Source organism: Rhodopseudomonas palustris (genome assembly GCF_003591005.1).
GTDB lineage: Bacteria > Pseudomonadota > Alphaproteobacteria > Rhizobiales > Xanthobacteraceae > Rhodopseudomonas > Rhodopseudomonas palustris_K.
Genome location: NZ_QYYD01000013.1, coordinates 128,606 through 141,356, shown reverse-complemented (window position 1 = coordinate 141,356; position 12,751 = coordinate 128,606). Strand labels below are relative to the sequence as shown.

11 protein-coding genes and 1 tRNA gene are annotated in these 12,751 nt (G+C 63.8%); 10 read left to right on the top strand and 2 right to left on the bottom strand.

Annotation, left to right across the window (positions count from 1 at the left end):
* Positions 1-181: 181 nt before the first annotated feature.
* Genes D4Q52_RS14355 through D4Q52_RS14345 form a run of 3 tightly spaced genes read left to right on the top strand, consistent with a single transcriptional unit; the run spans position 182 to position 2,785 of the window.
* On the top strand, positions 182-973 hold the full coding sequence (locus D4Q52_RS14355; RefSeq protein ID WP_119857245.1) for an ABC transporter permease: 792 nt from the start codon (positions 182-184) through the stop codon (positions 971-973).
* 58 nt (positions 974-1,031) lie between these two features.
* Positions 1,032-2,057, top strand: a complete 1,026-nt coding sequence (locus D4Q52_RS14350; RefSeq protein WP_119857244.1) for an ABC transporter substrate-binding protein — start codon at positions 1,032-1,034, stop codon at positions 2,055-2,057.
* 2 nt (positions 2,058-2,059) lie between these two features.
* A complete protein-coding gene (locus tag D4Q52_RS14345) occupies positions 2,060-2,785 on the top strand; it encodes an NUDIX hydrolase (RefSeq protein WP_119857243.1) in 726 nt (241 codons plus the stop codon).
* Positions 2,786-3,017: 232 nt separating this feature from the next.
* On the opposite strand, the gene bioB is transcribed toward D4Q52_RS14345, so the two are convergent.
* Positions 3,018-4,028 carry a biotin synthase BioB gene (gene bioB / locus D4Q52_RS14340; RefSeq protein ID WP_119857242.1) on the bottom strand — a complete coding sequence of 337 codons (1,011 nt, stop codon included), beginning with the start codon at positions 4,026-4,028 and terminating at the stop codon, positions 3,018-3,020.
* 255 nt (positions 4,029-4,283) lie between these two features.
* Here bioB and D4Q52_RS26495 point away from each other — a divergent pair, with 255 nt between their 5' ends.
* The 7 genes from D4Q52_RS26495 to D4Q52_RS14305 all read left to right on the top strand — a co-directional run bounded on the left by D4Q52_RS26495 (position 4,284) and on the right by D4Q52_RS14305 (position 10,681).
* Positions 4,284-4,457 (top strand): hypothetical protein, encoded by a 174-nt coding sequence (locus tag D4Q52_RS26495; RefSeq protein ID WP_182915315.1) that lies wholly within the window; start codon positions 4,284-4,286, stop codon positions 4,455-4,457.
* Between the two features lie 108 nt (positions 4,458-4,565).
* Positions 4,566-6,140: a 2-isopropylmalate synthase gene (locus D4Q52_RS14330; protein ID WP_119857240.1), complete on the top strand. Its 1,575-nt coding sequence runs from the start codon at positions 4,566-4,568 to the stop codon at positions 6,138-6,140.
* Positions 6,141-6,591: 451 nt separating this feature from the next.
* The gene (locus tag D4Q52_RS14325) at positions 6,592-7,596 is read left to right on the top strand and encodes a TRAP transporter substrate-binding protein (RefSeq protein WP_119857239.1); all 1,005 of its coding nucleotides are present in this window, start codon (positions 6,592-6,594) and stop codon (positions 7,594-7,596) included.
* Between the two features lie 126 nt (positions 7,597-7,722).
* Complete coding sequence (locus D4Q52_RS14320) at positions 7,723-8,307, top strand: TRAP transporter small permease (RefSeq protein ID WP_119857238.1); 585 nt, start codon at positions 7,723-7,725, stop codon at positions 8,305-8,307.
* A complete protein-coding gene (locus D4Q52_RS14315; RefSeq protein WP_119857237.1) occupies positions 8,304-9,629 on the top strand; it encodes a TRAP transporter large permease in 1,326 nt (441 codons plus the stop codon). The genes D4Q52_RS14320 and D4Q52_RS14315 overlap by 4 nt, the downstream gene beginning before the upstream one ends.
* A gap of 174 nt (positions 9,630-9,803) precedes the next feature.
* Positions 9,804-10,430 carry a Spy/CpxP family protein refolding chaperone gene (locus D4Q52_RS14310; RefSeq protein ID WP_119857236.1) on the top strand — a complete coding sequence of 209 codons (627 nt, stop codon included), beginning with the start codon at positions 9,804-9,806 and terminating at the stop codon, positions 10,428-10,430.
* Positions 10,431-10,605: 175 nt separating this feature from the next.
* A tRNA-Lys gene (locus tag D4Q52_RS14305) sits at positions 10,606-10,681 on the top strand.
* Between the two features lie 158 nt (positions 10,682-10,839).
* On the opposite strand, the gene D4Q52_RS14300 is transcribed toward D4Q52_RS14305, so the two are convergent.
* Positions 10,840-12,732: a hybrid sensor histidine kinase/response regulator gene (locus D4Q52_RS14300; protein WP_234831202.1), complete on the bottom strand. Its 1,893-nt coding sequence runs from the start codon at positions 12,730-12,732 to the stop codon at positions 10,840-10,842.
* Positions 12,733-12,751 lie beyond the last annotated feature (19 nt).

Below are 12,751 nucleotides of genomic sequence, written 5' to 3'. Positions count from 1 at the left end.
GGGGGGGGGGGGGCGGGGCCGCGGGGGGGGGGCCGCGCGGGCCGCGGGGCGGGCGCCCCCCGGCGATTATTCCCCCCCCCGCCCCGCCGCCCCACCCCACCCCGTCGCGCAGCCCGCTATGCGGGCTACGCGCCGACCCTCCCCCTCCAGGGGAGGGTGAAGCCAAAAGAGGAGCCTCGCCATGTCGCGCGTGAAGCTTCTCGCGTTGCAATTCCTCGTCGCTGTGACGGCATTGGTTATGTGGCAGGTGTTCAGCACGGTGCCGATTGCCGGCAAGGTGCTGCTGCCGCCGTTTTTCTTTTCGACGCCCCTCGATGTCGCCCAGCAGGTGTTCGCCTGGTTTTCATCGGGCGTGATCTGGAAGCATCTGTGGATCACGCTGCTGGAATCGCTGCTCGCCTTTACCATCGGCTCGGTGGCGGGCGTTCTGGTCGGGTTCTGGTTCGCACGGCAGCCGCGGGTGGCCGCGGTGTTCGATCCCTATGTGAAGATGATCAACGCGCTGCCGCGGGTGGTGCTGGCGCCGATTTTCACGCTGTGGCTCGGGCTCGGCATTTGGTCGAAGGTCGCGCTCGGCGTCACGCTGGTGTTTTTCGTGGTGTTCTTCAACGTCTATCAGGGCGTCAAGGAAACCAGCGCCACGCTGGTCGACAACGCGCGGATGCTGGGGATGAGCGAGCGGCAGATGATGCGCCACGTGTTCTGGCCCTCGGCGCTGTCCTGGATGTTCTCGTCGCTGCACACCGCCATCGGTTTCGCGGTGGTCGGTGCCGTCGTCGGCGAATATCTCGGCGCCGCCGCCGGGCTCGGCTATCTGATCCAGCAGGCCGAAGGCGCGTTCGACGTGGCGGGGGTGTTTGCCGGGATGTTCGTGCTGTCGGTCTTTGTCATCGTCATCGATCTTGCCGTCAGCCTGGTCGAGCGGCGGCTGCTGGTATGGCGGCCGCAGCCGAGCGGCCAGCCGGCGGACTAGAGCCCGCCGCGGCTTTGACCTATTGTCCTGATCGCTTCGTCCGGGGAGAACAAACGCCATGAAGGCCGGTTTCAAATCCATCATTGCGGCGCTGGCCGCGGTCCTGCTCAGCGCGGGCGCCGCATCGGCGCAGAGCAAGGTGACGATCGCGATCGGTGGCGGCGCCTGCCTGTGCTATCTGCCGACCGTGCTGGCCAAGCAGCTCGGCGAATACGACAAGGCCGGGCTCAGCGTCGAACTGGTCGATCTCAAGGGCGGCTCGGATGCGCTCAAGGCCGTGCTCGGCGGCAGCGCCTACGTCGTCTCCGGCTATTTCGATCACACCGTCAATCTCGCCGCCAAGAAGCAGGAGATGCAGAGCTTCGTGGTGTACGACCGCTATCCGGGTCTGGTGCTGGCGGTGTCGCCGAACCATACGGCGAGTATCAAGTCCATCAAGGATCTGGCCGGCAAAAAGGTCGGCGTCAGCGCGCCGGGGTCGTCGACCGATTTCTTCCTGAAGTATCTGTTGAAAAAGAACGGCGTCGATCCGAACAACGTCTCGGTGATCGGCGTCGGGCTCGGCGCCACCGCGGTGGCGGCGATGCAGCAGGGCCAGATCGAGGCCGCGGTGATGCTCGATCCGGCGGTGACAATCCTGCAGGCCGCGCACAGTGATCTGCGTATCCTCAGCGATACCCGTACCGAGCACGACACCCGCGAAGTGTTCGGCGGCGACTATCCGGGCGGCGCGCTGTATGCGACCACGGCCTGGATCAAGGCACATCCCAAGGAAGCGCAGAGCCTGACCAATGCGATCCTCGGGACGCTCGCCTGGATCCATGCGCATTCGGCCGAGGAGATCGCCGACAAGATGCCGCCGAATATCGTCGGCAAGGACAAGGCGCAATATGTCGCCGCATTGAAGAACACAATCCCGATGTACTCGACCACGGGGCTGATGGACCCGAAGGGCGCCGAGGCGGTGCTGACAGTGTTCAGCACAAGTTCGCCCGACGTGGCGAAGGCCAATATCGATGTCACCAAGACCTATACGAACGCTTTCGTCGAACAGGCGGCAAAAACATCGGGCGCTGTGAAATAACCATGTCGGCAGTGGACGTCCCCGTACCAGTCACCATCCATCGTGTCACCAATCTCGACCTCTGGGTCGGCGACCATGTCTGGCCGTTCGCGGACAAGCGACGCGAGGAGATCGATGCGCATTTCGCGCAACGTCAGGCGGAGCAACCCAAGCTGTGGAACGGACGCGTACTGCTGGGGCGGCAGCCGCGGTTCGACGGGGTGTACTTCAGCGCCGAGTACTTCGAGACGGACTTTGCCAGCTTCATGGCCTGGCGCGATTGGGGGTTCCCTGACGTATCCGTGTTCAATGGCTTCGGCATGGGGGTGATCCGCGCCAGCGACGGCGCGATCGTGCTCGGCGTGATGGGGCCACACACCGCCAATGCCGGCAAGGTGTATTTCGCCGGCGGCACGCCGGACCCGTCCGACGTCCGCAACCGGCGCCTCGAAATCGCGTCCAGCGTCGCCCGCGAGGTCAAGGAAGAGACGGGTCTATCGCGGCTCGATTATCACGCGGCCGATCACTGGCACTGCGTCGAAGCCGGCTCGCTGGTGGCGATGCTGCGCGTGCTCGACGTCGATCAGCCGGGCGATGCGCTGAAGGCGCGGATCGAAACCTTCCTGGCCCGTGAGGCCCACCCGGAGTTGAGCGGCGTGCATCTGGTACGGTCGAAAGCCGATTTCCTGCCAACGATGCCGCGCTTCGTGACTGCGTATCTGACGATGCTGCTGCACGGGGATGATTAGTTCGGCCTCTCGGCGTCATTGCGAGCACCCGGATCGGCGCTACGCGCCGTCCGGGCACAGGCTCCGCGAAGCAATCCAGCGCCGTGCAGTAGTTTGGATTGCTTCGTCGCTACGCTCCTCGCAATGACGGGGTGAGGGCACGTGTCGCTTCAAGGCGAAAGAGCACTTAACTTCGTCATGGCCGGGTCGAAGCCCGGCCATGGCGGCGGTGGGTGCGGGGCGTCGCCGCGCCTCAGCCGTGCGCGTGGACGCCGATGTCGTCGCGCGGGGTGATGCCGAGGCGGGCGAATAGCGCGCGGTCCTTGCTGTCGCCGGGGTTCGGCGTGGTCAGCAAAGTGTCGCCGATGAAGATCGAATTGGCGCCGGCCAGGAAGCACAGCGCCTGCATTTCGTCGCTCATCGCGGTGCGGCCGGCGGCAAGGCGGACATCGGACTTCGGCATCATGATGCGTGCCAGGGCAATGGTGCGGACGAATTCGAATGGATCGACCGGCGTCGCGGTCTTGGCGATCGGGGTGCCCTCGATCGGGATCAGCATGTTGATCGGCACGCTCTCCGGATGCTGCGGCAGGTTGGCGAGCGTGCGCAGCATCTCGACGCGGTCGGTCGGCTTCTCGCCAAGGCCGAGGATGCCCCCGCAGCACACCTTGATGCCGGCGTCGTGCACCTTCTCCAGCGTGTCGAGACGATCCGAGTAGCTACGCGTCTTCACCACGGAAGAGTAGAACTCCTCGGAGGTGTCGACGTTGTGGTTGTAGTAGTCGAGGCCGGCGTCGGCGAGCTGCTTGGCCTGGTCGTCGCTCAGCATGCCGAGCGTCATGCAGGCTTCCATGCCGAGCGCCTTGACGCCCTTCACCATCTCGATGATCGGCGCCATGTCGCGATCCTTCGGCGAACGCCAGGCCGCGCCCATGCAGTAGCGAGTCGCGCCGGCATCGCGTGCCGCCTTGGCGCCTTCGATGACCTTGACCGGGTCCATCAGCTTGGAGGCGGGCAGGGCGGTGTCGTGATGTGCCGATTGGCTGCAATAGCCGCAATCCTCGGCGCAGCCGCCGGTTTTGACGTTGAGCAACTGATTGCACTGCACCGCGTTGGCGTCGAAGCTCTGGCGGTGAATGGTCTGGGCCCGGAAGATCAGGTCGGCGAACGGCGAATTGTAGATCGCGGCGGCTTCCTCGCGGCTCCAGTCGTGGCGCAAAGTCGGGGTGGCGGCGGCCAGCGAGGCCAGATCGATCGAGTTCAACGCGGTCGCTCCATGCTGTGGTGTCAGCTCGACCCAAGCCATAGGCGGTTTCGCCGACAGAGGAAACCCGCCCCGGCGCAAGGCCGGACCGACGATGGTTTAGGTCAGGAATTCTGACGTTTTTTGACGATTTTTGCCCATCATTTGCCGTTGCGGACCCTTGGCGAGGTCGTCTAGAAGGATAGCCATTCGGTCCATCGGCCACTTGCGTCGACTCTCCTCGATACCCTTCCTTTGTGGGTTGGCGCGCACGATATGGACTTCAAGGTGTCGGATATGGCGATTCGCGGCGACAGGGCTGGGATGAAGAGGACGGCGGCAATCGCCGCGTCCGCGATTCCGGCTGCGCCGATCGGTCAGGCCGCTCTTCACACCCTCGCGCTGATCACCCTCGCGCTTGGCGGGCTGCTTCTGCTTATTCGCCCCTGAGGGCCGTCTGGGCGCGTGCGCCTGGGCACTCAGGGGATCGCAAGAATGCCAGACCCAATTGCGCCGAGATCTCCGCAGAGACGGCGCCCTGAACCAAGGAAATCTTTCATGACCACGACTTCGAAGTCCGAGCAGGACCGCGTCATCATTTTCGACACCACCTTGCGCGACGGCGAGCAGTGCCCCGGCGCCACCATGACGTTCGAGGAGAAGCTGAACGTCGCCAAGATGCTCGACGACATGGGGGTCGACGTGATCGAGGCCGGCTACCCGTTCGCCTCCGACGGTGACTTCGAGGCGGTGCATGAGATCGCCAAGCGCTCGAAGAACTCGGTGATCTGCGGCCTGTCGCGCGCAGCCCACAAGGACATCGACCGCTGCGCCGAGGCGATCAAGCCGGCAGAGCGCGGCCGCATCCATACCTTCCTGTCCACCTCGCCGGTGCACATGAAGTACAAGCTGCAGATGGAGGCAGCCCAGGTCTACGAGATGGTGATCTCGTCGGTCACGCGTGCGCGCAACCACACCGACGACGTCGAGTGGTCGGCCGAGGACGCCACACGCACCGAGTTCGACTTCCTGTGCCGCTGTATCGAGGCGGCCATCAAGGCCGGCGCCACCACGATCAATTTGCCGGACACCGTCGGCTACTCGGTGCCCGAAGAGTATCGCGAGATGTTCCGCAAGGTGCGCGAGACCGTGCCGAACTCCGACAAGGCGCGGTTTTCGGTGCATTGCCATAACGACCTCGGCATGGCGGTCGCCAATTCGATGGCCGGCGTCGCCGGCGGCGCGCGGCAGATCGAGTGCACCATCAATGGCATCGGCGAACGCGCCGGCAATGCCGCGCTGGAAGAAGTAGTGATGGCGATGCGCGTCCGTCAGGACAAGCTGCCCTATTGGAACAACATCGAAAGCACGATGCTGACCCACGCCTCCAAGACGGTGTCGGCCGCGACCTCGTTCCCGGTGCAGTACAACAAGGCGATCGTCGGCCGGAACGCGTTCGCGCACGAGAGCGGCATCCATCAGGACGGCATGATCAAGAACGCCCAGACCTACGAGATCATGACACCCGAGACGGTCGGCGTGAAGGGCACCTCGCTGGTGATGGGCAAGCACTCCGGCCGCGCCGGCTTGATCCACAAGCTGGAAGAGCTGGGCTACAAGCTGTCGCGCAACCAGATCGAGGACGTGTTCGTGCGGTTCAAGGCCTTGGCCGACCGCAAGAAGGACGTCTACGACGAGGACATCGAGGCGCTGGTCGACGAGCAAATGACGCACGGCCAGGACCAGATCAAGCTGACCTCGCTGACCGTGATCGCCGGCACCCACGGCCCGCAGCGCGCGACGATGAAGCTCGACGTCGACGGCCAGGTGCGGATCGAGGAAGCCGAGGGCAACGGCCCGGTCGACGCGGTGTTCAACTGCATCAAGGCGCTGGTGCCGCACGACGCCAGGCTGGAGCTGTATCAGGTCCACGCCGTCACCGAAGGCACCGACGCGCAGGCGGAAGTCTCCGTCCGGCTCTCGCATGAAGGGCGTTCGATGACCGCGCGCGCCGCCGATCCGGATACGCTGGTCGCCTCGGCCAAGGCCTATCTGGGCGCGCTCAACAAGATCGTCGCCAAGCGCAAGCGCGACGTTCGCACCGACGCGCCGTCGGTCGCCGTCGCGGGCTGATACCGCTCCGCGAACCCACTTGGTACGCCATCAGACGCAGCGCCTCGGCGCTGCGTTTTTGTTTTTTGCAGCACAGCAAAGTGCGCCAGCTTCAAAGCCTGGCCGGAAACACGCCCCTTAAAATGAGGCACTTTCCCATCCACCCGTCATGGCCGGCACTCGGGTCCGGCTTCGCCGGCCCGAGCACAGGCTCTTGTGCCGGGCATCCACGCCTTGCTGACGGAAATCCAGAAAAGGCGTGGATGGCCGGGACAAGCCAAGGACAAGCCCGGCCATGACGGAGCTTGTGCGCGAATTCACCGGCTGCAGGATGTCGCCGAGACTTCGGCCGTGTTTCTGAGTCAGGCTCTCCGGCCCCTCCGAAACGACAATGGCTTTTCGCTCCGAGTCTCTGTAAGGGGGAAACGAGCCTGTGCGTTTCCGCGCACCCAGAAAATCGAGGGGAAATCCCATGCGTAAACTGATTCTATCCGCGGCCTCGGTCGCAATGCTGGCCCTGATCGGCCCCGCCGCGGCGCAGTCGCCGATCGTGATCAAGTTCAGCCACGTCGTGGCGCCGAACACGCCGAAGGGGCTTGCCGCCGACAAGTTCAAGGAACTTGCCGAGAAGTACACCGACGGCAAGGTCAAGGTCGAAGTCTACCCGAACTCGCAGCTCTACAAGGACAAGGAAGAGCTCGACGCGCTGCAGCTCGGCGCGGTGCAGATGCTCGCCCCCTCGATTTCGAAGTTCGGCCCGGCCGGCGTCAAGGAATTCGAGGTGTTCGATCTGCCGTACATCCTTCCGGACATCGCCGCGCTGCGCAAGGTGACCAACGGCCCGGTCGGCGCCAAGCTGTTCAAGCTGCTCGACGCCAAGGGCATCACCGGCCTGGCGTATTGGGACAACGGCTTCAAGATCATGAGCGCCAACAAGAAGCTGATCGAGCCGGCCGACTACAAGGGCCTGAAATTCCGCATCCAGTCGTCCAAGGTGCTGGACGCGCAATTCCGCTCGCTCGGCGCGATCCCGCAGGTGATGGCGTTCTCGGAAGTGTATCAGGCGCTGCAGACCGGCGTCGTCGACGGCCAGGAGAACACGCCGTCGAACATGTACACCCAGAAGATGCACGAAGTGCAGAAGTACACCACCGTGACCAACCACGGTTACATCGGCTACGCGGTGATCGTGAACAAGAAGTTCTGGGACGGCATTCCGGCGGACGTTCGCGCTCAGCTCGACAAGGCGATGGCGGAAGCGACGGAATTCGGCAACAACCAGTCGCAGAAAGAGAACGAAGACGCGCTCGCCGAGATGAAGAAGTCCGGCAAGACCGAGATCATCACGCTGTCGCCCGAGCAGAACGCCGCGATGCGCAAGGCGATGGCGCCGGTCTATGACGATGTCGGCGGCCGCGTCGGCAAGGCGCTGATCGCCGAATTCCTGAAAGAGAGCGGCGGCGGCCCGACCAACTAAGCCTGGATCCGGGCGCTCGCGTCGACAAGCGCGGGCGCCCGTTGTATTTCCGGACGCAGCGCGCCCGGCACCAATAACGGCCGCTGGCGGATCCGCCGGGCGGCCGATCGATTTGGGGGAGAGAGAATGTTCATGCGCATCCTCGACAGGCTTGAGGAGATCCTGATCGCGACCATGATCGGCGGCGCCACGCTGCTGATCTTCGTTGCGGTGATGCACCGCTATCTGGTCGGGATCCCGCTGTTCTATCCGATCCTGTTTCCGATCGACCTGTCCTGGGCACAGGAGCTGTGCATCTACATGTTCGTGTGGATGGCCAAGTTCGGCGCTGCTTACGGCGTGCGCACCGGCATCCATGTCGGCGTCGACGTGCTGGTCAACGTGATGCAGCCGCGCTTGCGCAAGGTGACGATCCTTTTCGGCCTGTTCTGCGGCGCGCTGTTCACCTTTATCATCGGCACGATGGGCGCCAAATTCGTCTACGGCCTGATCGACACCAACCAGACCTCGCCGGATCTCGAGATCCCGAGCTGGATCGTCTATCTGTGTATCCCGCTGGGCTCGTATCCGATGTGCTTCCGTTTTCTGCAGGTGGCGTATCACTACGTGCGTCACGATCATCTGCCGCATCACGACCATAGCCATGTCGAAGGCATCGACGAGCCCCACATGCCGGGAACGGCGGCGGCAGCTGCGGAGGCGGTGCGATGAACACCGCCCTGATCTTCTCGCTGCTGATCGTGCTGATGTTGACCGGCATGCCGATCTCGATCGCGCTCGGCCTCACCGTGCTGTCGTTCGTGTTCCTGTTCACCAACGTGCCGGTCGAGGCGGTTTCGCTGAAGCTGTTCACCGGGATCGAGAACTTCGAGATCATGGCGATCCCGTTCTTCATCCTGGCCGGCAACTTTCTGACCCACGGCGGCGTCGCGCGCCGCATGATCAACTTCGCCACCACCATGGTCGGACACTGGCACGGCGGGCTCGGCCTTGCCGGCGTCATGGCCTGCGCGCTGTTCGCCGCCGTGTCCGGCTCGTCGCCGGCCACCGTGATCGCGATCGGCTCGATCATGCTGCCGGCGATGGTGAAGCAGGGTTTCCCGAAGCGATTCGGCGCCGGCGTCATCACCACCTCGGGCGCGCTCGGCATCCTGATCCCGCCGTCGATCGTGATGGTGGTGTATTCTGTGGCGACCGGCGGCTCGATCGCGCTCGACCCGGCCGGCAACCGGGTGTCGTCGGCCTCGGTCGGACAATTGTTCATGGCCGGCGTGATCCCCGGCATCATGCTGGCGACGCTGCTCGGCTTCACGACGTTCTATCGCGCCTGGAAGAACGACTATCCGCGGTTGCCGCGCGCCACCTGGGGCGAAAGCTTCGTCGCATTCCGCAAGTGCATCTGGGGGCTGCTGCTGATCGCGATCGTGCTCGGCGGCATCTATGCGGGCTGGTTCACGCCGACCGAAGCGGCGGCGATCAGCGCGGTGTATGCGTTCGTGATCGCGGTGTTCGTGTATCGCGACCTGTCGCTCAGGGACGTGCCGAAGGTGCTGCTCGGCTCCGCCAATATGAGCGCGATGATCCTCTACATCATCACCAACGCGGTGCTGTTCTCGTTCCTGATGGCCAACGAGAACATCCCGCAGCAGATCGCCAACTGGATGTCGACCGCGGGCGTCAACTGGATCGTGTTCCTGCTGGTGGTGAACCTGCTGCTGCTGCTCGCCGGCAACGTGATGGAAGCGACCTCGATCGTGCTGATCATGGCGCCGATCCTGTTCCCCGTGGCGGTGAAGCTCGGTATCCATCCGGTGCATCTCGGCATCCTGATGGTGGTGAACATGGAGGTCGGCATGTGCCACCCCCCTGTGGGCCTCAATCTCTACGTGGCATCCGGAATCGCCAAGATGGGCATCACCGAACTCACCGTTGCGGTGATGCCGTGGCTGCTGACGATGATCGCCTTCCTCGGCGTCGTCACCTACGTGCCGGAGATCTCGCTGTGGCTGCCGCGTACGCTCGGCATGCTGTGACGCCGGCATGAAGGTGTGCTGAACAGATCGGCGTGGCAGCCATGAGTGCTGCAGACGCGTAGTAACACCAGCCGAACATGACATCTTGGTCATCTTCGGCTTTCTGTCCAAAGCGTAAGTTGATCGGGCAGGGCGGCGCGCTCATCCTCGGGAAACCTTTGCACGGAGGTTTCCATGAACAAGCTACTGCTCGCCGGCGCGACCGCGCTGGTTCTCGCCGGCTCCAGCGCTGCCTATGCCCAGCAGCGCGGTTGGTTCGACCATCATCGCGATCACCGGCCCTGGGCGAGTGCGGAAGACCGCACCGCCTTTGCGGATGCACGGATCGCCGCAGTCCATGCCGGCCTCAAGCTGACCCCGGATCAGGAAAAGCTGTGGCCGCCGCTCGAGGCCGCGGTGAAGGATTTCGCCAAGCTGCGCATCGACCGCGCCGAGGCGCGGATGAAAGCGCGCGATGATGATCGTGACAGCATGCCGGCTGATCCTGTGACTCGGCTGCGCGACCGCGCGGACACGATGGCTACCACCGCGGCGGCCTTGAAGAAGATCGCCGATGCTGCGGATCCGCTCTACAAGTCGCTGGACGAAAGCCAGAAGCGCCGCCTGCGCGTGCTGACGCGGTTCGAAGGCGGCCATGGCTGGGGCGGCGAGGGGCGCTGGCATCGCCACCATCCGCGCATGCATCGCGACGATGACGACCGCGGCCCGCGTTGGGAGCGTGGTGATCATGGCCCAGGGCCGCGTCCCGGCATGCGCGAGGATCACGATGACGACGACGGACCGGGCTCCCGTCCGCTTTGATCCGAGCGTTGGATTTCCGTTCGCCATAAGCCTTGGAGGCCGCCGGAAGCCCGGCGGTTTTCCCTGCTCCACAATAAATGCGCCCAGCCATAAAAATGTCGCGCAGCTTGCTGGACATCTCCGATCGGCTTTGCTAAACGCAGCCGTCCCGAACGGGAAACTCCGGATCGGCTCCGGGCGCATAGCTCAGTTGGTAGAGCAGCTGACTCTTAATCAGCGGGTCCCAGGTTCGAGCCCTGGTGCGCCCACCATCCCTTCAATGACATCTCAAGCTTGGCGTGTCCGAATGACTGTTTGCATTCGGACGACCGGCTCCCTGCGGGCAGGGCAGCGCCTGCCTGACGTGAGTTGAAGCGCGATATCCATCAGCAAGATATTCGTGACGCCGAGGCGCCAGCCGTCCTGCGGCTCAGCGGCTTGAAACCGAGTCGAAAGCCCGGCTCAATTCGTGAAGCTCGTAGGGCTTCCGAACCATCGGAAATTCCAGATCAGATCTCAGCGCTGTGTCGCTGTAACCCGTCGTCAGGATGATCGGCAGTGACGGGTAGTCGCGCTTCAATTGGCGGGCCAGACCGAGCCCGTCCATCCGGCCGGGCATTACGATATCGCTGAACACGAAATCGATGCCGTCCTTCGCGATTTCGGCGAGAGCCGATTCTGCATTGGAAGCCCATTTCACGCGATAGCCGAGCTCCTCCAGAAGCATCGCGCCGGCGCAGGCGACCTCGGGATTATCTTCGACGAGGAGCACTGTGCTGGCGGCTTTCCCGCCAATGGAACTCGCCTCGGCGCTTTCACCTTCGGCCCGTGGCAGCCAGATTGCCACTTCCGTGCCTGCGCCGACCCGGCTCTCCACCTCGACCCGGCCACCCGCCTGGTTGGCAAAGCCGTGCACTTGCGACAGCCCGAGGCCTGTGCCCTGGCCGACCGGCTTGGTGGTGAAAAACGGATCGAATACTCTGGCCAGCACATCGGGCGGAATGCCGACGCCGTTGTCTCGAACAGAGATCCGCACAAATTCCTGCGTGCTGTCCGGCGCGCGGTGATTGGCGGCGCTGATCCGGACTTCGCCGCCCTCGAGCAGAGCGTCGCGTGCGTTGACGACCAGATTGACCAGCGCGGTTTCGAGCTCTCCCGGATCCGCGTACACAGGCCAGACCTCTGGCGTAATATCGACCACCAGCGCCACGTTGCTGCGAAGCCCGGCGCGCAACACCTCCTGCATCGATCCGATCGTCTGCGCCAGGTCGAGCTGGACCGGGCTGACCTGCTGGCGGCGGGCGAAGGTGAGGAGCTGGCGGGTCAGCCCCGCGCCGCGCCGGATGCTGGTCTCCATTGCCTCGATCGCTTTCAGAATCTCGGCATCGCTGGTTGAACGCTTGATGCGTCGCAAGCCACCGGTGAGGCCCATCAGCAAATTGTTGAAATCGTGGGCGACGCCGCCGGTCAGCTGACCGAGCGCGTCCATCTTGCGCGACTCGGCAAGTTCGGCCTGCACGCGTTCGAGCTTCTGCTGAGCTTCGCGGCGCTCGGTGATGTCGCGCGTGATCTTGGCGAAGCCGATCAGTTCGCCAGCGTCGTCGCGGACCGGATCGATGATCACGCTGGCCCAGAAGAAGCTGCCATCCTTTCGGACGCGAAAGCCTTCTTCTTCGTAGCGGCCCATCTCACGAGCGGTCTGCAACGCGCGCGCCGGCTTTCCGGCCTTTCGATCGGCCGGTGTGTAGAAGCGGCTGAAGTGTTCGCCGACGATCTCGTCGGGTACATAGCCCTTGATCCGCTGACCACCCAAATTCCAGCTGGTGACGAAGCCGTCCGGATCCAGCATGTACAACGCATAGTCGGTGACATTGCGAACCAGCAGGCGGAAGTGATTCTCGCTCGCGGCCAGCGCAGATCGTGCTTTCAGACGTTCGGTGATGTCTCTGGTGATCTTTGCGTAGCCGATAAGTTCGCCGTTCTCGACGATTGCGTCGATCACCACCGACGCGAAGAAGCGCGAGCCGTCCTTTCGGATCCGCCATCCCTCGGCTTCGAACCTGCCGTGTCGACGCGCGATCGCCAGCGCGTGGTTCGGCAGACCCGCGCTCCTGTCCTCGGGAGGGTAGAAGACTGAAAAATGCTGGCCGATGATCTCAGCGGACTGATACCCCTTGATCCGCGCCGCGCCCGTATTCCAGCTCGACACGATGCCGGCCGGGTCGAGCATATAGATCGCGTAGTCAGTCACCCCCTGGATGAGAATCCGGAAAGCTCGCTCGCTTTCATGAAGCTCGCGTTCCGGCATCATCCCATCGGTCATTCAGTCGCTCCGAAACCGA